This window comes from Streptomyces lycii (assembly GCF_009735685.1).
GTDB lineage: Bacteria > Actinomycetota > Actinomycetes > Streptomycetales > Streptomycetaceae > Streptomyces > Streptomyces lycii.
In genome coordinates this window covers 43,875-64,458 of record NZ_WHPN01000347.1, presented here as the reverse complement: position 1 = coordinate 64,458, position 20,584 = coordinate 43,875, and the positions used below count along the sequence as shown (strand labels likewise).

The 20,584-nt window shown below is 73.1% G+C and carries 23 protein-coding genes and 1 pseudogene; 7 read left to right on the top strand and 17 right to left on the bottom strand.

Annotated features, from left to right (window positions below):
• Positions 1–32 precede the first annotated feature (32 nt).
• From rpmF to rpmG, 5 genes are all read right to left on the bottom strand, one after another.
• Complete coding sequence (gene rpmF, locus GCU69_RS22580; protein WP_098754744.1) at positions 33–203, bottom strand: 50S ribosomal protein L32; 171 nt, start codon at positions 201–203, stop codon at positions 33–35.
• Between the two features lie 126 nt (positions 204–329).
• Positions 330–569 (bottom strand): 30S ribosomal protein S18, encoded by a 240-nt coding sequence (gene rpsR, locus GCU69_RS22575; protein WP_098754721.1) that lies wholly within the window; start codon positions 567–569, stop codon positions 330–332.
• Between the two features lie 49 nt (positions 570–618).
• Positions 619–1,785 carry a CobW family GTP-binding protein gene (locus GCU69_RS22570; protein WP_156207018.1) on the bottom strand — a complete coding sequence of 389 codons (1,167 nt, stop codon included), beginning with the start codon at positions 1,783–1,785 and terminating at the stop codon, positions 619–621.
• The gene (locus GCU69_RS22565; RefSeq protein WP_098754723.1) at positions 1,782–2,039 is read right to left on the bottom strand and encodes a type B 50S ribosomal protein L31; all 258 of its coding nucleotides are present in this window, start codon (positions 2,037–2,039) and stop codon (positions 1,782–1,784) included. Before GCU69_RS22565 ends, GCU69_RS22570 begins: the two co-directional genes overlap by 4 nt.
• 5 nt (positions 2,040–2,044) lie before the next feature.
• Positions 2,045–2,209, bottom strand: a complete 165-nt coding sequence (rpmG, locus tag GCU69_RS22560; protein WP_009192555.1) for a 50S ribosomal protein L33 — start codon at positions 2,207–2,209, stop codon at positions 2,045–2,047.
• Positions 2,210–2,295: 86 nt separating this feature from the next.
• On the opposite strand from rpmG, the gene rpmB reads away from it, so the two are divergent.
• The 5 genes from rpmB (at position 2,296) to GCU69_RS22535 (ending at position 6,431) form a co-directional block, all read left to right on the top strand.
• Entirely contained in the window at positions 2,296–2,532 is a 237-nt protein-coding gene (gene rpmB / locus GCU69_RS22555; RefSeq protein WP_098754724.1) for a 50S ribosomal protein L28, read from the top strand.
• Positions 2,532–2,837: a 30S ribosomal protein S14 gene (gene rpsN / locus GCU69_RS22550; protein ID WP_098754725.1), complete on the top strand. Its 306-nt coding sequence runs from the start codon at positions 2,532–2,534 to the stop codon at positions 2,835–2,837. Before rpmB ends, rpsN begins: the two co-directional genes overlap by 1 nt.
• A gap of 112 nt (positions 2,838–2,949) precedes the next feature.
• Positions 2,950–4,635 carry a ribonuclease J gene (locus GCU69_RS22545; protein ID WP_098754726.1) on the top strand — a complete coding sequence of 562 codons (1,686 nt, stop codon included), beginning with the start codon at positions 2,950–2,952 and terminating at the stop codon, positions 4,633–4,635.
• A gap of 179 nt (positions 4,636–4,814) precedes the next feature.
• Positions 4,815–5,534, top strand: coding sequence for a polyamine aminopropyltransferase (locus GCU69_RS22540; RefSeq protein ID WP_156207017.1), 720 nt, complete (start codon positions 4,815–4,817; stop codon positions 5,532–5,534).
• A 414-nt stretch (positions 5,535–5,948) separates the two neighbouring features.
• Positions 5,949–6,431, top strand: a complete 483-nt coding sequence (locus tag GCU69_RS22535; protein WP_156207016.1) for a hypothetical protein — start codon at positions 5,949–5,951, stop codon at positions 6,429–6,431.
• A 256-nt stretch (positions 6,432–6,687) separates the two neighbouring features.
• On the opposite strand, the gene GCU69_RS22530 is transcribed toward GCU69_RS22535, so the two are convergent.
• Genes GCU69_RS22530 through GCU69_RS22510 form a run of 5 tightly spaced genes read right to left on the bottom strand, consistent with a single transcriptional unit; the run spans position 6,688 to position 11,735 of the window.
• Positions 6,688–7,575: a branched-chain amino acid aminotransferase gene (locus GCU69_RS22530; protein WP_098754729.1), complete on the bottom strand. Its 888-nt coding sequence runs from the start codon at positions 7,573–7,575 to the stop codon at positions 6,688–6,690.
• Positions 7,572–8,813, bottom strand: coding sequence for an ATP-grasp domain-containing protein (locus GCU69_RS22525; protein WP_235978637.1), 1,242 nt, complete (start codon positions 8,811–8,813; stop codon positions 7,572–7,574). The genes GCU69_RS22530 and GCU69_RS22525 overlap by 4 nt, the downstream gene beginning before the upstream one ends.
• 35 nt (positions 8,814–8,848) lie before the next feature.
• The gene (locus GCU69_RS33970; RefSeq protein WP_156207015.1) at positions 8,849–9,799 is read right to left on the bottom strand and encodes a DMT family transporter; all 951 of its coding nucleotides are present in this window, start codon (positions 9,797–9,799) and stop codon (positions 8,849–8,851) included.
• Between the two features lie 41 nt (positions 9,800–9,840).
• Positions 9,841–11,109 (bottom strand): DUF6421 family protein, encoded by a 1,269-nt coding sequence (locus GCU69_RS22515; protein WP_156207014.1) that lies wholly within the window; start codon positions 11,107–11,109, stop codon positions 9,841–9,843.
• Positions 11,106–11,735 (bottom strand): type 2 periplasmic-binding domain-containing protein, encoded by a 630-nt coding sequence (locus GCU69_RS22510; protein ID WP_235978636.1) that lies wholly within the window; start codon positions 11,733–11,735, stop codon positions 11,106–11,108. Before GCU69_RS22510 ends, GCU69_RS22515 begins: the two co-directional genes overlap by 4 nt.
• A gap of 292 nt (positions 11,736–12,027) precedes the next feature.
• Here GCU69_RS22510 and GCU69_RS22505 point away from each other — a divergent pair, with 292 nt between their 5' ends.
• Positions 12,028–12,570 carry an MOSC domain-containing protein gene (locus GCU69_RS22505; RefSeq protein ID WP_098754733.1) on the top strand — a complete coding sequence of 181 codons (543 nt, stop codon included), beginning with the start codon at positions 12,028–12,030 and terminating at the stop codon, positions 12,568–12,570.
• Positions 12,571–12,642: 72 nt separating this feature from the next.
• Here GCU69_RS22505 and GCU69_RS22500 read toward each other — a convergent pair whose 3' ends face one another.
• Positions 12,643–13,446 (bottom strand): AraC family transcriptional regulator, encoded by an 804-nt coding sequence (locus tag GCU69_RS22500; protein WP_156207013.1) that lies wholly within the window; start codon positions 13,444–13,446, stop codon positions 12,643–12,645.
• A 58-nt stretch (positions 13,447–13,504) separates the two neighbouring features.
• Here GCU69_RS22500 and GCU69_RS22495 point away from each other — a divergent pair.
• Positions 13,505–13,708 (top strand): annotated as a pseudogene (locus tag GCU69_RS22495) (hypothetical protein); the annotation flags it as partial.
• Positions 13,709–13,745: 37 nt separating this feature from the next.
• Here the strand turns inward: GCU69_RS22495 and GCU69_RS22490 are convergent.
• The 6 genes from GCU69_RS22490 to GCU69_RS22465 form a co-directional block, all read right to left on the bottom strand.
• Positions 13,746–15,296, bottom strand: coding sequence for a serine/threonine-protein kinase (locus GCU69_RS22490; RefSeq protein WP_268969334.1), 1,551 nt, complete (start codon positions 15,294–15,296; stop codon positions 13,746–13,748).
• Between the two features lie 313 nt (positions 15,297–15,609).
• On the bottom strand, positions 15,610–15,843 hold the full coding sequence (locus GCU69_RS22485) for a hypothetical protein (RefSeq protein WP_143671242.1): 234 nt from the start codon (positions 15,841–15,843) through the stop codon (positions 15,610–15,612).
• Positions 15,840–17,414, bottom strand: coding sequence for an amidohydrolase (locus tag GCU69_RS22480; RefSeq protein WP_156207011.1), 1,575 nt, complete (start codon positions 17,412–17,414; stop codon positions 15,840–15,842). The genes GCU69_RS22485 and GCU69_RS22480 overlap by 4 nt, the downstream gene beginning before the upstream one ends.
• A 13-nt stretch (positions 17,415–17,427) precedes the next feature.
• A complete protein-coding gene (locus GCU69_RS22475) occupies positions 17,428–18,276 on the bottom strand; it encodes an ABC transporter ATP-binding protein (protein WP_156207010.1) in 849 nt (282 codons plus the stop codon).
• Positions 18,273–19,379: a FecCD family ABC transporter permease gene (locus GCU69_RS22470; protein ID WP_408055834.1), complete on the bottom strand. Its 1,107-nt coding sequence runs from the start codon at positions 19,377–19,379 to the stop codon at positions 18,273–18,275. Before GCU69_RS22470 ends, GCU69_RS22475 begins: the two co-directional genes overlap by 4 nt.
• Positions 19,376–20,446, bottom strand: a complete 1,071-nt coding sequence (locus GCU69_RS22465) for a FecCD family ABC transporter permease (protein ID WP_156207009.1) — start codon at positions 20,444–20,446, stop codon at positions 19,376–19,378. Before GCU69_RS22465 ends, GCU69_RS22470 begins: the two co-directional genes overlap by 4 nt.
• Positions 20,447–20,584 lie beyond the last annotated feature (138 nt).

Here is a 20,584-nt window from a genome sequence, read left to right as displayed (position 1 = left end):
GCCTGCTGCCGCGTGCGGGCGGCGCATGCCCGTCAGTTCCCGGGGCGCAGGAGCCCCCGCTCGTACGCCTTGGCCAGCCGCCGCGGCACGAGCTGGACGGAACCGTCGACGGTGACCGGCACCAGCCGCACGCGGGCGGCCTTCCACCGGGCACGCCGGTGGCGGGTGTTGCTGCGGGACGTCTTGCGTTTGGGAACAGCCATGGTGACCTCCTGGGTCGGGACGGACGGCACCGGCGCACCGGCGTCCGCCGGCACGCGGTGCGCGGTGCGCGGTGCCCGGTGCGCGGTGCGCGGTGCGCGGTGCGCGGTGCGCGGTGCGCCGGGCTTCTAGCGGGAGCGGTACGGGAGGAGGGCCATCTCCCGGGCGTTCTTGACGGCCCGGGCGATCTGCCGCTGCTGCCGGCGCGTCACATGGGTCACCCGGCGGCTGCGGATCTTCCCGCGGTCGGAGATGAACTTCCGCAGCAGCTCGGTGTTCTTGTAGTCGACGTAGGTGATGCCGGCGGCGTCCAGCGGATTGACCCGCCGCTTGACGGTTCGGCGCGCGGTGTCCCGGCGCTGGGCCATGATCGGGGTTCCTCTCTGCGTGGGGGTGTTGCGGGGTCCGCGCGGCGCTTCAGGTCACCGGGGCGAGCAGATGGTCGAAGGCGTGCGGCAGCCGTGCCCAGCCGTCCCGCCCCGCCGCGTACTCGGCGTCCGTGAGCAGGCAGGAGTCGAGCACGTCCAGCAGGCCGTCGCGGTCGAGGCCGGGCGAGGTGAAGGTGAGGTGCTGGCAGCGGTCGCCGTGTGCGGGGTGCCAGTCCAGGGAGGCGGCGACGCGGCGTTCGGCGGGCACCAGGTCCCAGGCGGCGTCCGGCAGGGCCGCGAGCCAGGGCCCGGCCGGCTCCACGGACAGCGCGCCGCCCGCGGCGTCCCACGCCAGCAGTGTGTCGGGCCGGTCGGCCAGCCAGAAGCGCCCGCGGCTGCGGGCCGCGGCGCAGGCCAGGTCCTCCAGGGCCGCGTAGAGCCGCTCCGGGTGGAAGGGCCGGTCCCTCCGCCAGACCAGGGTGCTCACCCCGTGTTCGTCGCACTCCTGCGGCAGCAGCGCGCTCGCGGGATGCCTCCGGGCGGCCGCCGCCGCGACGTCGAACCCGGCCAGCAGCGCGGCCGCCAGGCCGTCACCGCCGACGGGCACCACGCGCGCGCCCGGCGTGAGCTGGGCCAGCAGCGCGCGGTCGCCGTCGTCCGCCGGTTCGCCGGCCGAGCCGTCCTCGGCGACGGCGATCACCGCGGGATATTCCAGCTGCCGGGCGAAGGTGTCGGCGACGGTGCGCTGGTCGGCCGGCGCCGCCGCCAGGCCGGCCTCGGCGAGATCGTCGCCGTTGGAGAGGTACGGCACGAGCAGGGCCGGGTCGACGGCGGTGGCCACCCCGGTCAGCTCCAGCGGGGCGCCGGCCGCGTCGATGACGGCGGCCATGGCCTCGGGTTCGACCGAGTCCCACAGCTCGACGACGGCCAGCCGCGGGCTGCCGCCGCCCGCCAGCCGTTCCAGCTCCGGGATCAGGTCCTCCCGCAGCGCGCAGCAGGCGCAGTCGTTCACCAGCGGCGCGTCTCCGCCGCCCAGCGGCCCGCCGGCGTCTCGTACGGTGCGGTGCACGGTGCCGTCGGTGGCGGCGGACAGGTCGTGGTGCAGGGCCACGGAACCGGGCACCGTGCGCAGGATCTCCTCGACGGCGGCCCGCCGGGCGTCGGCGTGCAGTCCGGCGACCACCGCGACGGGCAGCCGCGTCTCGTCGCGGCTCACCGGTTTCCCCCGCCCCGGCCGTAACGCCGCTCGAAGCGCTCGACGCGGCCGGCGGTGTCCACGACCCTGCGGGCGCCGGTGTAGAAGGGGTGGCTCGCCGAGGAGATCTCCACGTCGACGACCGGATAGGTGTTGCCGTCCTCCCATTCGACGGTCTTGTCGCTGGTGGCGGTCGAGCGGGTGAGGAAGGCGAAGTCGGCGGACCGGTCACGGAAGACGACCGGCCCGTATGCGGGGTGGATGCCCGGCTGCACGGGGATCAGCGCTCCTCTCGGAAGTCGACGTGGCGGCCGACGACGGGGTCGTACTTGCGGAGGGTCAGCCGGTCGGGGTCGTTACGGCGGTTCTTCCGGGTCACGTAGGTGTAGCCGGTGCCGGCCGTGGACCTCAGCTTGATCACCGGGCGTAGTTCGTTGCGAGCCATGGCCGCCAGCATACAGATATTGATTTTCATTTTCATCTGGCTGCTACGGTGCTGCCGTACGACCGTCCACGACATGAGGAGGGACCATGTCCGCCCACTGCCAACTCACCGGCCGGCACCCCCGCTTCGGCAACCGCGTCTCCCACTCGCACCGCCGCAGCAAGCGCCGCTTCGACCCGAACGTCCAGCGCAGGCGCTACTGGCTGCCGAGCGAGGGCCGGCACGTCCGGCTCACTCTCAGCGCCAAGGGGATCAAGACCGTCGACACGATCGGCATCGAAGCCGCCGTGGCCCGTATCCGCGCCGGGGGAGGCAGGGTCTGATGGCGAAGAAGAGCAAGATCGCCAAGAACGAGCAGCGCCGGAGGACCGTCGCCCGCTACGCCGGGCGCCGGGCCGAGCTGAAGGCGGTCATCGCCTCCCGGCACGCGTCCGACGACGAGCGGGACGCCGCCCGGCGGGAACTGCGCCGCCAGCCGCGGGACGCGAGCGCCACCCGGGTGCGCAACAGGGACGCGGTGGACGGGCGCCCGCGCGGTCACCTGCGGGCCTTCGGCCTCTCGCGCATCCGGCTGCGCGAGATGGCGCACGCCGGGGAACTGCCGGGAGTCACCAAGAGCAGTTGGTGACGGTGCCCGGCTGAGCCGAACGCCGTATCCGCCGGCCCGCGCGGCAGCACGGAACGGGCCGGCGGTGCGGTCGGTGGATCATCCGGGGATGACTCTCCGGTAGCGTCAGGGCATGAGTCATCCGCATCCCGAACTGAAATCCGCCCCTCCGCTCGCCCGAGGAGGGCTGCGGGTCACCGCCCTGGGCGGCCTGGGCGAAATCGGCCGCAACATGACGGTCTTCGAGCACGCGGGCAAGCTGCTCATCGTGGACTGCGGTGTGCTGTTCCCCGAGGAGAACCAGCCCGGGGTGGATGTCATCCTGCCCGACTTCACGTCCATCCGGGACCGCCTCGACGACATCGTGGCCGTCGTGTTGACCCATGGCCACGAGGACCACATCGGCGGTGTTCCCTATCTGCTGCGCGAACGGGCGGACATCCCCGTCGTCGGCTCGAAGCTGACGCTCGCGTTCCTGGAGGCCAAGCTCAAGGAGCACGGCATCAAGCCCCGCACCGTCCGGGTGCGGGAGGGCGACCGGCGCGGCTTCGGCCCCTTCGACTGCGAGTTCGTCGCGGTGAACCACTCGATCCCGGACGGGCTCGCGGTCGCGATCCGCACCGCTGCGGGCATGGTGCTGCACACCGGCGACTTCAAGATGGACCAGTTCCCGCTGGACGACCGGATCACCGATCTGCGGGCCTTCGCCCGGCTCGGCGAGGAGGGCGTCGACCTGTTCCTCACCGACTCCACCAACGCCGAGGTCCCCGGCTTCACCACCTCGGAGAAGGAACTCAACCCGGCGATCGAGCAGGTGCTGCGCACCGCTCCGCGGCGGGTCATCGTCTCCAGCTTCGCCAGTCATGTGCACCGTATCCAGCAGGTGCTGGACGCGGCCCACCAGTACGGCCGCAAGGTCGCCTTCGTGGGGCGCTCCATGGTCCGCAACATGGGCATCGCCCGCGACCTGGGCTATCTGAAGGTGCCGTCGGGCCTGGTGGTGAGCATCAAGGAACTGGAGAAGCTGCCGGACCACAAGATCACCCTGGTGTGCACCGGATCGCAGGGCGAACCGATGGCCGCGCTGTCGCGCATGGCCAACCGCGATCACATGATCCGTATCGGCAAGGGCGACACGGTGCTGCTCGCCAGTTCCCTCATCCCCGGCAACGAGAACGCCATCTACCGGGTGATCAACGGACTGACCCGGTGGGGGGCCAATGTCGTCCACAAGGGCAACGCCAAGGTCCACGTCTCCGGGCACGCCAGCGCCGGTGAGCTGGTGTACTGCTACAACATCGTCAGGCCGCGGAACGTCATGCCCGTGCACGGCGAGTGGAAGCACCTGCGGGCCAACGCGGACCTGGCGATCCGTACCGGTGTCGACCCGGAGCGCGTGGTCATCGCCGAGGACGGTGTCGTGGTGGACCTCGTCGACGGGCGCGCGTCCATCACCGGCAAGGTGCCCGCGGGCAACGTCTACGTGGACGGCATGGAGGTCGGCGGCGCCACCGAGGCGTCCCTGAAGGACCGGCTCACCCTGGCCGCCGAGGGCGTCGTCACGGTGGTGGCGATCGTGGACGCCGACACGGGGGCCCTGGCCGAGGCGCCGGACTTCCTGGCCCGCGGTTTCGTGCACGACGAGACCACCTTCGAGCCGGTCGTCCCGGTCATCGAGAAGACGCTGGCCACGGCGGCCGAGGAAGGTGTCGGCGACGCGCACCAGCTCGAACAGCTCATCGCCCGCGCCGTGGCGTCCTGGGCGTTCCGGACCTACCGCCGCAAGCCGCTCATCATTCCCGTCGTCATCGACGCGTAGGCCCGGACGGGCCCGCGCCTCGCGGGACCGGCCCGGGAAGCGGCCCGGGAAGCGGCCGATCCCGGGACCCTGCCCGGGGCGCGGCCGCGCGAAACCGAGTTGACCCGGGACTCCGGGACCCCAGGACTCCGGGAAGCCGGGAAGCCGGGAAAGCCGGGAAAGCCGAGAAAGGTGCATGGATGAGCGCTCGCTTCGAGGAGATCGACTGGCGCCCGACGCCGCTGGGCGACATCAGCCTGCGGCGTCGGCGCGATCCCGCGTCGGGCAGCGATGTGTACGAGGTGAAGCTCGGGGACGAGTTCCTGATGTCCAGCCTCTTCACGGCCGGGGAGATCGCGCTCACCCGCCTCGGGCTGGCCGGCCTGCCCGATGGCGAACTCGACGTCGCGGTGGGCGGGCTGGGGCTCGGGTACACCGCGCGGACGGCCCTGGACGACAGCCGGGTGCGCTCGCTGACCGTGGTCGAGGCCCTCGACGCCGTGATCGAGTGGCACCGGCGGCATCTGGTGCCGCTGGGCGAAGGGCTGACCTCGGACCCCCGGTGCCGGCTGGTCCGGGGGGACTTCTTCGCGGCGGTCGACGACCCCGCCGGACTCGATCCGCACCGGCCGGGGCAGCTCTTCGACGCGATCCTGCTGGACATCGACCACTCGCCGCGCCATGTCCTCAATCCGCGCCACGCCGCGCTGTACCGGCCGGCGGGGCTCCGTGCCCTGGCCGGCCGTCTCCGGCCCGGCGGGGTCTTCGCCCTGTGGTCGAACGACCCCCCGGACGAGGAGTTCACCTCCGTGCTGGCCGAGGTCTTCACCGCGCCGGAGGCCCATACGGTCGGCTTCGAGAACCCGCTGCAGGGCGGCACGGCGACGAACACCGTCTATGTGGCGGCGAAGAGCCGGTAGCCGCCCGGGAACCAAAACGCGATGTGCGCGTCTCAGTGGTGAGGGCGCGGCTGCGGCGGGCGGAATCGCGGAGGATTTCCCGACCGGAACGCGGGAAGAACTGGAATCAACGATTCCTCAAACAGTCGACGGCAATTCGGTCCGCCGCGATCGGCCGTGACATCCGATAATTCCTCGCCACCTCCGTCGTCTTGTCGGACGATATGAATGCGATTTACGTCATCCTACACGGCCGTTCCGGCACACCGGAAATCCACCGCGCAAGAGGAAAAACCATTCTCTTGAGCCCCGACGGACTGTCCATTTCAACTCCCCCCGAAAAAGAAGCCCGGATGAGCGCGAAAGTGCCCGGGTATCTCTTTTTTGGCGACTTCGGGACTTCCGGATCGTCAACCATTCCAGGGGAGTTACGCAATGAACGCATTCTGTCGCTATCTGGCGACCGCGGCGGTGACGGCCGCTCTGGCCCTCGGCGGTACGGCCACCGCTGTCGCGGCGGCCCCCGCTGCCCCGGCACAGCAGTCCGCGTCGGCCGAGGGAGCCGAGGGCGCGCGCATCATGGCGAACGGGGACTTCGCCCGTGGCACCACCATCTGCAAGAACATGGCCCTGACCTCGGGCAACGGCAGGACCGTGCTGCGCCTCCAGGAAGACGGCAACCTCGTGGTCTACCGCGACGGCAGGCCGGTGTGGCAGGCGCCCAACGCCTGGTCGCGGGGCAACTGCGCCGTCTTCCAGAATGACGGCAACTTCGTGCTCTACGACGCCGGCGGCAATCCGGTGTGGGCCTCCGGAACATGGCGCCAGGGTCAGACGCTGTCCGTCCAGGACGACGGCAATGTCGTGATCTACGACGCCAGGGGACGGGCCGTCTGGCACACCAACACCGCGAGCTGACAGCGGTTCGCAGGGCGGCGGGGCCGCGTTCCACGGAACGTGGCCCCGCTCCATTCCTCGGGGCAAATCATCACCCGGTGTCATTGCACCCAAGAATGCGACCACTGTCCGCCGCCCTCGCGCTCCGAATTCTCGGCGCGGCGCATCTCGGCGCGGTGCGCGGACCCGTCCGGCGGGAAATCGCCGGGAACGGTGGCGGACGGTCCGTCAGCGCCGCTGGGAAGCTCGTGGCGTTTTCGGCCGGGGCGGGGCGCCGTTACCGCCGCGGCGCCGGTCCGCGGACCAGCCGGCCATAGGCCTCGGACAGCGCGGAGGCGAGCTTCCCCACCTTGTACGCGTGCTCGTCGACCGCGACGACCGGCTGGACCTCGTAGGCGGTGCCGGTGAGGAAGACCTCGTCCGCGCGGGACAGTTCCTCCGGCCGGATGTGGCGCTCGTACACCGCGATGCCCAGTTCCCGGGCCAGGTTGATCACGGTCTGCCGTGTGATGCCGTTCAGGACGACGTCCGGGATGGGGGTGTGCAGGGCTCCGCCGATCGCCAGGAAGAGGTTCGCCCCGGTGGCTTCGGCCAGGTGGCCGCGGTGGTCCAGGAGGAGGGCGTCGTCGTGGCCGGCGGCCACGGCCGCGTCCCGGGCCAGGGTGCAGATGTTGTACAGCGACGAGGCCTTGGCGTGCACCGGCGCCGTGTCCGGGGAGGGGCGCCGCCACCTGGAGGTGGACAGCCGGATCCCGCGCAGCCGGGCGTCGGCGGAGAACACGTGCGGCCATTCCCAGGCGGCGATGGCCACATGGACCGACGTGCCCGCGGAGGACACGCCGAGCTGCTCGCTGCCGCGCCAGGCGACCGGTCTGACATAGCCGTCGGCGATGCCCTGCCTGCGCACGACCTCACGGCTCGCGTCGTCCAGTTCGGACACGGCGAACGGCAGCCGGAAGCCGAGTTCCCGGGCCGAGGTGTGCAGGCGCCGCGAGTGCTCGGTGAGTTTGAAGACGCGTCCGCCGTAGACGCGTTCGCCCTCGAAGACGCCGCCGCCGTAGTGCAGTCCGTGGGAGAGGACGTGCAGCTTCGCGTCCCGCCAGGGGACGAAGGCACCGTCCAGCCAGATGCTGCCGTCGCGGTCGTCGAACGGGGGCGTGGTCATCGTGTCGTGTCCTCGGGCTCGTAGTCGATCCGGACGGCACGGTCCAGGAAGCGGTGGAACTCCTCCGCCTCGGCGGTGGACGCGTGGTGGGAGAGGATGAACGCGGGATAGCCGGTGAAGTCGGGATACGGGCGCACGACGTCACCGGGGCGGAGCATCCGCACGACGTGGTCGACGCGCGGGTCCCCGGCCAGTTCGTCCAGGCCGTGCACGGCGGTGATCCGGCCGGAACCGCCGCACGGCACGATGTAGTTCGCCGCGGCGCCGACGGCGCGGGGATCACGGCCGGCCTCGAAGGACTCCGGCGGCAGCCCGGCCGCGATCCGCAGGGCGTCGGCCGCGAGGTCGATCCCCGTCACCCGGTGGGCGATGTACTGGGAGACGCCGGAGCCCCCGATGCGGGCGCCCATCTCCAGCAGATGGGGCCGGGTGCCGCCGCGGAGCCTCAGCTCCGTGTGGGTGGGGCCGTCCGTGACGCCCAGCGCGGCGTGCGCGGCGATCACCTCGCGCCGGACCGCCTCCTCAACGCCGCCCGGCAGTCCGGCCGGGGCCCGGTAGACGCTCTCCTCGAAGTGCGGCCCCTCGGGCTCGCCCTTGTAGCCGATGGACAGCACCTGGACCCGGCCGCGGTGGGCGAGGGATTCGACCGCGTACTCCGGGCCGTCCAGGAACTCCTCCACGATGAGGCCGCCCCCGGCCCGGCCGGGCCTGCCCGCGCTGACCCGCCGCACCTCGTCGACGACGCCCTTCAGCTCCGCCCGGGTCCCGGCCTTCATCACGCCGAGGCTGGAGAAGCCCTGAGCCGGTTTGACGACCACGGGAAAGTCCAGCCCCGGGACGTCCGTGCCCGGCGCGTCGCCGTCCAGCCGGACGAAGCGCGGGACGTTGAGCCCGGCGGCGGCCAGCCGCTCCCGCATGATCCGCTTGTCCTGTGCCGCGAGCGCGGTGTCCCGGCCGACACCGGGCAGCCCGAGGGCCTCGGCGGCCTCGGCGACGAACGGCACGGCCGGGTCGTAGAGCGTGGTGATGCCGTCGAACGGGGCCTCCCGGTGCCGCCGCCGCAGCGCGGCCAGCGCGTCCGCCGGGTCGTTCTCCCAGTCCAGCGGCAGGACGTCCACCACGGCGGGCGGCAGCTGCTCCGGGCCGGGCCGCTCGTCGGGCCGGGGTACCAGGACGATCCGGATACCGGCCCGCCGGGCGCTGTCGAAGACCCAGGGCAGAGAGACCCGTTGATACACCAGGACGACGGTGGGAGGGGGGCTCGGGCGAGGGTTCACGGTGCTCCTTGCGTGCGTCGGGCATCGGCCGGCGCGGGAGCGGCGGCAGCCGCGGCGGGCGCCGCCGGACGCCTTCCGCCCACCGTCAGCCACACCCCGGCCGAGCAGAGGCAGATGAGGGCGAGCGCGGCCGGTCCGGGCGGCCCGGCCCAGCCGAGGGCCCACTCCCCCAGCCGGATCAGGAACGGCACGACCAGCGCCACGGCCGAGGTGAACAGCGGCCCCTTGCGCAGGATCAGTTCGTGCGAGATCAGGAAGACCGGGGCGGTGAGTACGGCGCCGAGCAGCAGGATCCCGCCCCAGTCGGCGGCGGTCACCCCGGTGAGCGGTACGAACAGCGCGACGGCGAGCCCCAGCATCACGGTGCCCGCGCCGGTGATCGCGGGCAGGGCGGCGAGCGGCGGGAGATCGGCCATCCGCTGCCGGTAGACGTAACCGTAGAGCGCGTAGGTGACCGTACCGCCGAACGCGAAGAGGCCGCCGGTCAGCAGGGCGTCCCCGCCCGCCGAGGCCGGCCCGGCGGCGCCGCCGTCCACGAATCCGTAGCCGAGGGCCGCGGTGACGGCCAGGGCGGTGCCCGCGGCCTTGCGGACGGAGGACCGCTCCCGGTAGGCCGCGATGCCGATCAGGAAGGTGACGCACGGCAGCAGGGAGACGATCAGCCCGACGCGGGATGCCCCGATCCGGCCGATGCCGAGAAGCGTTCCGGTGTAGTACGCGAAGAAGCCGAGGAAGGCCAGCAGGACCACGGCCCGGGGGCGGCGGGCCGCGGTGCGGACACCGGACCACGCCCCCGGGCGCAGGGCGGCGACGACGGCGAGCGTCACGAAGGCGGCCGCCGTGCGTCCCGCGGCCACCGCGAGCGGGGGCGCGCCGCTGACCAGGCGCCCGGAGAGCAGCCAGCCGGCGGCGAGCAGGATGACCATGAGCACGGACAGGGCGGGCACCAGGAGGGGCCCGCCCTGCCGTCGCGCCGGGTGGCTTCCGGTCACCACTCGGCCCGGGCGAAGCGGAGCGCCGGCAGCCGGGCCAGTCCCTGCTTGGCGCGCAGCAGCGTCCGCTGGTCGTCGGTGAACCGGTAGCGCTGCTTCTCCTCCCCCTCGGGAAGGTACTCGCGGACCATGGCGCGGGCCGCCGCCCGGTACTCGTCGTCGGTGCCGATGTCCGCCTCCAGCTTCTCCACCGCGGCGACGTAGTCGCGCAGTGCCGCCACCGCCCGGCCCCGGTCGAGCCGCAGCAGTCCCCCGCCGTCCGGGGAGCCGGTCAGCGCGCCGTGTTCCCGCAGCCAGGTGTAGAGGAAGACACCGGTGCCGGAGTCGAAGTTGCGGGTGGCGTCGTCCGCCTGCGGGTAGCGGAAGACCCGCTCCAGCAGGATCATGTCGATCTGCTGCTCGGCGTACGGGATCCCGCCGTCCGCGCAGGCGAGCACGGTCTTCGCGTCGACCTTGATCTCTTCCAGGAGGCCGACGAACCAGTTCATCTTGAGCGAGATGTTCTGGTCGAACGGCCACAGGCCCTGGTAGTGCATGGAGTCGTGCAGGTAGCCCCAGATCGCGCGCGCCTCGAAGCACACGCCGGGCGCCAGGCCGGTGGAGGCGCGGGGCACGGAGTCCGCGGTCAGGACGGCCTCGGCCCCGGGCAGCGCGTACGTTTCATGGATCTTCCGCATCTTGTTGTAGAAGAACATGGCGTACGGCTGCTCGCGGATCTTGTCGTGCGACGCCACGTTCTCCGGGAAGAAGACCAGGCAGTTGCCGTGCGCGACGCCCTCGCTGCCCGTGACGAGCAGCAGCGACTGGCAGTTGTTCTTCGGATGCGGGTGGGTGACCGCCAGCTCCGGCAGGGCCGCGGGCTCCTTGCGCAGCGCGTAGAAGCACTCCAGCCGCTTGCCGACGGGCGGCACGCTGTTGGTGCTGCGCAGCGGGGCGAGGAAGAAGACCGGCGAACCGTCCTCGGGAGGGAGCAGCGCGTCGCGGGAGCGGGCGAAGTGCGGCGGTGTGTCCAGGCCGGCGGCGCGCCATTCGTCGATGTCCCGGGCCAGCGCGTCGGCCTGGTGGGCGAGGCCGTGGCGGCCGTACCAGTCGCAGGCCTCGTCCCGGACGGCCGCCAGCAGCGCGTCGTCGTCCGGTCCCGGCGCGGCCACCGTGCCGTCGCCGGCCTGCCGGGCGCGGAACCGGTTGACCTTGGGGACCAGGGAGCGGTCCAGTTCCGCGGCGTCGCCGAGGACGTTCGCGGGGACGGGGGCCCGGGCGGTCACAGCGCCGCCTCCAGCTCGGCGGCGGCCCGTTCCGCCCGTTCCGCCTCCTCGGCCCGTCCCGCGTCGCCGGCCGGCTCCGGCCCGGAGTGGGTCCCGGGTCCGACCTGGTGCACCGTGAAGACCATGGGCACCGGCCCGAAGTCGCGCAGCACCCGCAGGCCGTGGTTGTGCGCGGCGACGAGCGTGGTGACGCAGCCGTCGACCTCGCCGTGGGCGCAGTCGAGAGCGGCCTGGGAGTTGCTCAGCACCTCGCGCACCTCGGCGCCGGCGGGGACGAGTCCCCTGGGCGCGGGGTGCGAGGCGACGGTGCGCGGTTCCGCCGGTCCCGCGCTGGCGAGCACCATGTTGTGGGTCGGCATGACGAAGCTGTCGATCATCCGCAGCCGGTGCAGGTTGCCGAAGACCAGGGTGTGCAGCGCCGGATAGACGGCACACGCCGTCAGGGCGTGCTTCCCGTCGGCGGGGACGGCCTCGAGGGCCGACTCGATGGAGGCGTGCAGTTCGACGGTTCCGTCGATGCCGCGCCTGCGGAGCCATGCGTGGGACGCGGCTTCCAGGTTGGTTCCGTGCGGACCGAGTGTGTGCAGGTGCCGGACGTCGGTTGATGTGTTCTCGTCGCGCCTCATGGGCGTGGATCCCCCCGGATGTGAACATGTCGATGACCCGCGGAGAGGTCGTTCTCCGGGCCATGGCCGCTGGAGTGGTGCTCCGCCGGGCCGCCGAGATCACAACAGGAAACCGGGTGTTGACACAAGGTAATCCTGACAACATTTCATATCGTAAGATGAAATTGCAGTGAGTAGTGGGCATGGGCGGACCGGGAGAGACGGCCCGTCCGCGGCGGCGGGGCGGCGCCGGCCGGCGGGTGGGAAGCTGGGATGTCCGAACGGGATGTCGCCGCGCGAGGAGGGCCCGAGCATGAACGGAACGGTCACGGCGGTCAGCAGCAACGCCACGTACGCCTTCACCAAGCCGAACCGGGAGAGCGTCACCCTGCTCGCCGGTCTCGGCGTGGAGGGGGACGTCCACGCGGGGGTGACCGTCAAGCACCGCTCACGCATGGCCAAGGACCCCACGCAGCCGAACCTGCGGCAGGTCCACCTCATCCACGAGGAACTCTTCGCCGAGCTGGGCGCGGCCGGATTCCGGGTCGCCGCCGGGGAACTCGGGGAGAACATCACCACCCGCGGCGTCGACCTGCTCGGCCTGCCCGCCGGCACCGTGCTGCGCATCGGCGACGACGCCGTGGTGGAGGTGACCGGGCTGCGCAACCCCTGCCTGCAGATCGACGCCTTCAGGGACGGGCTGCTGAAGCAGGTCGTCGGCCGCGACGAGGCCGGGAACACCGTGCGCAGGGCCGGCGTCATGAGTGTCGTCAGGGACGGCGGCGTCGTGCGTCCCGGCGACCGGATCGCGGTGGGGCTCCCGGACGGACCGCACCGGCCGCTGGAGCGGGTCTGACCGCTGCCGGTCCCTCCGCCGCGGCGGCCGCGGGCGGCCCGCATCGGCGCGTGCACCGCCACGGCGTGTGGCTCACCGCGAGGGTGCGGCGGGTCCCGTACGTCCCGGCCGGGTGCCGGGCGGATCCCGCCGCCGGTTGCCGGGCGCGTTCCCCGGCGTGTGTCCGAAGGTGCGGCGGAAGACGTCGATGAAGGCGCTGGCGGAGGACCAGCCGCACCGGTGGGCCACCGCGGTCACCGGGGTGTTCTCCGCCAGCAGGATCAGGGCGTGGTGCAGGCGCAGTTGGGTGCGCCACTGCGGGAACGTCATGCCCAGGTCGGCTCTGAACAGCCGGGACAGGGTCCGGCTGCTCGCTCCGACCTGTCCGCCCAGCGCGGCCAGGGTGCGGTTGTCGGCCGGATCGTTCCGCAGGATGTCCCACAGTGCCCGCAGCTGCGGGGCGCTGGGGATGGGCAGGTGCAGCGGCTGCCGGGCGGAGACGCGCAGCTGGTCCAGCAGTACGGCCCGCAGCCGCCGCTGTTCGGGGCCGTCGCGGTACGGGGTCCGGGTGTGGGCGAGGATCAGCTCGCGCAGCAGCGGGCTGACCGACAGCACGGCGGGCTCGTCCAGCGTGAGCGGATTCTCGCTCGTGGGCAGGCCGACCAGGTGCAGTTCCAGCTCGCCGTGGGCCTGGTGCGCGTGCACGGCGCCGGCCGGGACCCAGATGGCGCGGGTGGCCGGGGCGATCCAGGAGCCCGCGTCGGTCGTGACGGCCAGGACTCCCCGGGCGGCGTAGACGATCTGGTGGTCGTCGTGGCGGTGGGCGCTGATCGGGCCGCCGGAGGCCAGTTGCCGCGCGCGGGTCGGCGCGGCGGGCACATGGCGGATCCTGGGCATTGGTTGGCAGTTTATCGAAAGGCGACCCCGGTGCCCGCGGCGACGATGGCCCGATGCCGTGGAACAAGACCCTGGCCCGATGCCGTGGAACAAGCCGGTCGTCCTGCTGTCAGCCGGACATGCCTGTGTGGACGTCTACCAGGGTGCCGTGGCGGCCCTCGCGCCGTTCTTCGTCGCCGAGCGCGCCTCCTCGTACGCCGCCGCGTCGGGCGTGGTGCTCGCCGCCTCCCTGCCGCCATCGGTGGCGCAGCCGCTGTTCGGTGCGCGCTGACCACGCGCGGGCTTGCGCGCGAGGCCCGCTAGGAGGGCGGCCTCTGCGAACCGCCGGGCGTGTCCGCTCCCTTGATCCTGATGTTCTGGCGCACCACGTCGAAGACCTCCCGGTGGCGGTCCCATTCGGTGCTCGGTGCGGAGAGATACAGGGCGTACTCCTTGCCCCCCGGTTCGCCGAAGCCCAGGTACACGGCCCGGAATTCGCGTGCCCGGCCCCGGAAGGTGAACTCCCAGACCGCGGCGGGCATGCCGCGGTACGTCGTGCGCTGCATGCGCAGCTCGCCGTACCCGGGGAGCTTCCCCGCCCCGATGGACCGCTCCCGGTCGTCCTTCCAGCGCTGGAGCTGGTCCGACGCGGCCAGGTCGCCGAGGCTGACGCGCAGGCCGGCCAGGCCCTCCGGCCCGGTGTACGCGAGGTCGCTGTCGGCGGTGTCCGCGGGACGCCAGCCGTCCGGGACGGGCACGGAGAGGCCGGACTCCTTCTCCTCCTCGAAGTGGTAGCCCTCCGGGAGCGGCGACACGGGCGCGGTGTCCCGGCTCGGTGCGGCGGTGGGCGACGTCTCCGGGCGGGCGCCGTCGCCCCAGTCCTGTGCCACGACGGCGATCCCGGCCGCGGCAGCCCCGGCCAGCAGCACGGCGGTGGCCGCCAGTACGGCCCGGCGCCGGGCGGTGCGGCGCCGCGGGGCCGTACCGGCGGCCGCCACCGTGCGGCCGCGGTCCGCTGCCGGCGGGTTCCGCGGTGTGGTGGCGATCCGCGGCGTGGTGGCGAACGGAGCGGCACCGGGCGTCGCGCGGGCCCGCAGCCACAGTTCGACGTCCTCGCCGGACGGCCGGTTCGCGGGGTCCTTGGCGAGCAGGTGCTCGATGAGCGGGCCCAGCGGTGTGTCGCGGGCGGGCGGGCGCGGCGGGTCGGCGCAGATGGCGTAGGCCGTCGCCATGGCCGTGTCGCGGTGGAACGGTGTGCGGCCCTCGACCGCTTCGTAGAGCGTGGCGCCGAGCGCCCACAGGTCGGACGCGGCGGCGGGCGGTCCGCCCCGGAGGCGCTCGGGCGCCAGGTAGTCCATGGAGCCGATGACTTCGCCGGTCCGGGTGAGCGTCATGGTGTCGGTGGTCGTCGCGATGCCGAAGTCGGTCAGGACCACGCGGCCGTCGGTGCCGAGCAGCACGTTGCCCGGTTTCACGTCCCGGTGGAGGACGCCCGCGGCGTGGGCCGCCCGCAGCGCGCCGATCATGCCCCGGCCGATCCGTACGGCCTCGTCCGCGGTCACCGGGCCGTGCTCGTCCAGCACTTCGCCGAGGGTGCGGGAGGGGACGTACTCCATGACGATGCACGGCAGCCCCTCGTGGTCGGCGACGTCGTGCACCGCCACCACGTTCGGATGGCTGATCCGGGCGACGCTGCGCGCCTCCCGCCGCATCCGCTCGTACGCCGTGGCCTCCGCACGGCTGTTCACCCCGGGCGGCGCGTGCATCTTCTTCAGCGCCACCCGCCTGCCGAGGACCGGGTCCTCGGCCAGCCAGACGGATCCCATGCCGCCGCTGCCTATCCGTTCCAGCAGCCGGTAGCGTCCCGCCACGACCTGTCCCGGACCGGCCCGTCCCGGTTCAGCCCCCGTGCCCGACAACACCTTTCCCGCTCCTCGTCGTTTCGCGGACGGTCCGGCCGGGACGCCAACGCGGTCCCGTCCCGGGCCGATCGGCCCAAGCTGCCACATCCTCTCCTACCCCCGGACGGCCTTCCACTCCGGGCGGCGGACGGTCCGCCGGTCCGGCGGCCGGGGGCGAACGGGCAGGGGCGCGGCGCCGTACGGCTGGGGCGCGGCGCCGTACGGCTGGGGCGCGAGGGCGTTCCCGATGCCCGGGCGGACACCGCAGGCCGGGCCGGCCGGGCTACGCGCAGGGCCGCCCCGGGTAGGTGTCGCACTCCGGCGCTCCCGCCTCGCGCATCCTGCGCAACACCTCGCGCAGTGCCTCCTCGCCGTCGATGTCCACGGGGCGGTTGTCCGCCCGGTCGAAGACCATGGTCTCGGCGGCGGTGGTCCAGATGACCCACCGGTGCGGGTAGGAGGATCCGTCCTGCCACAGGTGCGCGTAGCGTCCGACGCCGTCCCTCCGTGCGTTCACGGTGTCCACTTCCCGTCCTCCCGGCCGTCGACGTACGTCGCGACCACCTCGATGTCCCCGATGCGTGCCGGGCCGACGCGCCGCGGGTCGTCCCCCAGCACCACCAGATCGGCGCGCTTGCCGGGGGTGAGCGTGCCCAGGCTGTCGTCCAGGCGGCAGGCGAAGGCTCCGTTCACGGTGTACGCGCGCAGGGCCTCCTCCACCGTGACGCCCTCGTCCGGGCCGATCACCCGTCCGGTGGCGGAGGCCCGCTCCACCATGAACTGCACGGCCCGCAGCGGCGATCCGTCGGTGACGGGACGGTCGGAGCTGCCCACCAGGGTGATGCCGTGGTCCAGGAAGCCCCTCCCCCGGTACAGCCACGGCGCCCTGTCCTCGCCCATGACCGACGCGTAGTCGTCGCCGAAGGAGCGCAGGAAGTTCGGCTGGACGACGGCGATCGCGCCGAGTGCCGCGAGGCGCGGCAGCTGGTCCGGCCGGATCAGCCCGGCGTGCTCGACGCGGTGCCGCGCGTCCGGGCGCGGGCGCAGGCGCCGGGCCAGCTCCAGGGCGTCCAGGACGAGGTCGGCGGCGCGGTCGCCGATGGCGTGGACGGCGAGCTGCCATCCGGCGAGGTGGCCGTCCACGATCGCCCGGGTGATGCGCTCCGGATCGTCCTGCAACTGCCCGGCGTGCTCCAGGCCCTGGTACGGGGCGCTCAGCGCGGCGGTGCGGGCCATCATGCCGCCGTCGGTCCAGATCTTGAGCGCGCCGACGGAGAGCCGGTCGTCGCCGAACCCGGTGCGCAGGCCGAGGCCGAGGGCGCGCGGAATGCCGTCGTCCGGGTGGGCGCCGACCGGCCGCAGCGCGTCGGCGGCCACCATGAGCCGGACCCGCAGCGGCAGCCGGCCCTGCTCCCGTACCAGTTGGTAGGCGCCCAGTTCGACCGGGGTGTGGCCGAAGAGGGCGCCGCCGATCCCCGCTTCGGCGCAGGCCGTGACCCCTTCCGCGCGGCAGACTCCGGCGGCGTGCGCGATCGCGTCGGCCAGCTCGTCCTGGGAGTACGGAAGGCGCAGCTGCCGGGCGGCGCCCATGGCGGCCTCGGCGAGACAACCGTTCTCGTGCGGCACGCCGTCGGGCAGCAGGTCCAGGACGGCGCTGTTGACGACGCAGGCGTGCCCGGAGTCGTGCGTCAGGTACACCCGGCGTCCGTGGGCGGCCCGGTCGAGTTCGGCGGCGGTGAGATGGCGGCCCAGGGACCGCTGGTCGTATCCGGCCAGGCTCACCCAGGCGCCGGGGTCCTTGCGCAGGGCGGCCCGCTCCACCACGGCGAGCACGTCCTCGGCGCGCTCGCAGGGGGCGACGCTCGGTTCGGCGGCCTTCAGCCCCGTCCAGGCGAGGTGGACATGGCTGTCGATGAACCCGGGCAGCACGGTCGCGCCCTGGAGGTCGACGGTCTCCCGGGCGGGCAGCCCGGTGACCGCCTCGTCCAGGCCCACGATCCGGCCCCGCCAGACGCCCAGGTCGTGGGCGACGGGGTGGTCCGGGTCCATGGTGAGGATGTTGGCGTTCGTCAGCCTCGTGCAGAGCACGGTCGGTGCCTCCCTAGGGGGTGTGCGCGACGGCGGCGTCGCCGGCCGCGGCGGGGCGCCGGGGGGCCGCGGGCACCATCAGCGGAGTGCCGGTCTCCGGGTCGTCGATGATCCGGCACGGCAGGCCGAACACGTCCTCGATCAGCTCCGCGGTCATGACCGCGGACGGGTGGCCCTCGGCCGCGACGGTGCCGCCGGGCCTCATCACGACGAGGTGAGTGGCGTAACGGCAGGCCTGGTTGAGGTCGTGCAGCACCGCGACGATCGTGTGCCCCTTCCGCGCGTGCAGGTCGGCGCACAGGTCGAGGACCTCGACCTGGTGGGCGATGTCGAGGAAGGTGGTCGGCTCGTCCAGGAGCAGGATGCCGGTCTGCTGGGCCAGCACCATGGCCAGCCACACGCGCTGCCGCTGGCCGCCGGAGAGGTCCTCGACGGGCCGGTCGGCCAGCTCCAGGACATGGGTCTGCCGCATCGCCCCGGTCACCGCGGCCTGGTCCTCGACCGACCACTGCTTGAGCATGCGCTGGTGCGGATAGCGGCCGCGTGCCACCAGGTCCCCGACCGTGATGCCGGCCGGCGCGGTGGAGCTCTGCGGGAGGAGGCCGAGTCTGCGGGCGAGGTCGCGCGGCCGGTAGGAGGAGACGGGGGCGCCGTCCAGGCGCACTGCTCCGGCCTTCGGTGTGATCATCCGGGCGAGGGCCTTGAGCAGGGTGGACTTCCCGCAGGCGTTCGGGCCGAGGATCACGGTGAACGAACCGTCGGGGACGGCGACCGAGAGATCGGTGGCCACGGTCCGCCGGTCGTAGGCCAGGGTCAGGTGTTCGGCCCGCAGCCGGGCCGTCGGACGCGTCGGTTCGGTCATGCGCGGCTCTTCCGGGACTCGGTGACCAGCAGCCAGATGAGGTAGAGACCGCCGATGGTGCCGGTCGCCGTACCCACCGGGACGATCGCGGGGGAGAAGAGCCGCTGTACCGCGAGATCGCTCACGGCCAGCAGGACGGCGCCCATCAGGGCGGCCGGGGCGAGTCCGGGGCCGGAGTGGCGGGTCAGCCTGCGGGCGAGCTGGGGGGCGGCCAGCGCGACGAACCAGATCGGGCCCGTCGTCGCCGTGGCGCAGGCGGCCAGTGCGACGCTGACGACGAGCAGCACCAGCCGGGTGCGTTCCACGCGCACGCCGAGCGCCCGCGCCGTGTCGGCGCCCATCTCCAGCATCGACATCCTGCGGGCGTACCGGAACGCGAAGGGGAACAGGACCGCGACGGCGATCACGGCCCCGTTCGCCTGTTCCCAGCCACGGCTGTTCAGGCTGCCTATGAGCCAGGCCTGGGCCTCCAGGGCGTCCTCGAGACTCGTCCGGGTGATCAGATACTGGTTGACGGCGAGCAGCAGGGCGCTCACGCCGATCCCGACGACGACGAGCCGGAATCCGTGCAGGCCGCCGGAGAACACCAGCAGGTAGACCGCCACGGCGGTCGCCAGCCCGCCGGCCAGTGCCCCGAGCGCGATCTCGGTCATGTCGCCGTGCAGCACGATGATGACGAGCAGCGCGCCGGTCGCCGCGCCGTTGGTGAAGCCGATGATGTCCGGGCTGCCGAGCGAGTTGCCCGAGAGGCTCTGCAGGATCGCCCCGCTGACCGCCAGGGCCGCTCCGACGAAGAGCGCGGTCAGCAGCCGCGGGAGGCGGACGGTGTTGACGACGAAGTCGGCGCCGCCCGAGCCGTTCCCGGCCAGCGCGCGGAGCACCTCCGGGACGGTCAGGTCGAAGTCCCCGGTGGTCAGCGTGATCCCGGCGACCACCACGAGCACGGCCAGCAGCGCCACCGACACGACGAGCGCGCGGGCCGGGACGCGCAGGGACAGCCCGCCGCCCCGGGTCCGTACGACGATGCCTCCGACGGCACGGACGTCCGCGGTCCCGGTGGTCCGGCCGTCCGGTGCGGGGCGGACGTCCCCGGGGCAGCTCACAGCATGACCAGCTTCCGGCGACGGCACAGCGCGATGAACAGCGGCGTGCCGAGGAAGGCGGTGACGATACCGGCCTGCACCTCGCCCGGCGAGCCGAGGACCCGGCCCAGCACGTCGGCGCCGAGCAGCAGCACCGGGGCGAGCACCGTCGAGTACGCGAGCACCCAGCGCTGGTCGGGTCCGGTCAGGAAGCGGGCCGCATGGGGCACCGCGAGGCCGACGAAGCCGATCGGCCCGGCGGCGGCGGTGGCCGCGCCGCACAGCAGCATCACCGCGACCGCGCCGAGCACCCGGGTGCGGCCGACGCGGACGCCGAGCGCCTTGCCGACCTGGTCGCCCAGGGCGAGAGCGTTCAGCGGGCGGGCCAGCGCCAGGGTGATCACCAGGCCGGCGGCGACGAAGGGAAGGATCACGTACACGACGTCGGCGGTGCGGCCGGCGAGCGTGCCCACGGTCCAGAACCGGAAGGAGTCGAACGCCTCCGGATCGAGCAGCAGCACCGCCGAGTTGAACGCGTAGAGCACGGCCGTCACCGCGGCTCCCGCGACCACCAGCCGCTCCGGTGTCGCCGGCGTGCGCCCGGCCGAACCGAGCAGGTACACGGCGGCCGACGCGAGCGCCGCGCCGAGGAAGGCGAACCACACGTAGCCGAGGACCGACGCCACCCCCAGGAACGCGATGGCCACGACCACTCCGGCCGAGGCGCCCAGGCTGACGCCGAGCAGACCGGGGTCGGCGAGCGGATTGCGTGTCAGCGCCTGCATCAGGGCGCCCGACAGCCCGAGCGCCACCCCGACCAGGAGTCCGAGGACGGTGCGGGGGACGCGGTAGTCGTGGATGATGACGGCGGCCTTCGACCCGTCGTCGTGCCACAGCACGTGCCAGGTCGAGGTGAACGGGATTCCCCGCGTCCCCACCCACACGCTGAGCAGCGCGACGAGGACCAGCACCGCGAGCGCGGCGAGCAGCCCCAGCCCGCGCAGCGAGACCGCGGCGGCCCGGCGCGCGGGCGGCGGCGGGGCGCCCTTCACCGCGCTCGTGGGTGCCGCCTTCGCGTCGACCGACAACAAGGACCCTCCCCCCACCCGACGACGCGGCGCGATCTCGCGCGAAGTGCGTAGTTAGGTTAGGCTAACCGAATCCGTAACGGAGGGTCAACGCCCGTTCCGGTCCGCACCGGGACCGCGCGACGGCACCGCCGGGAC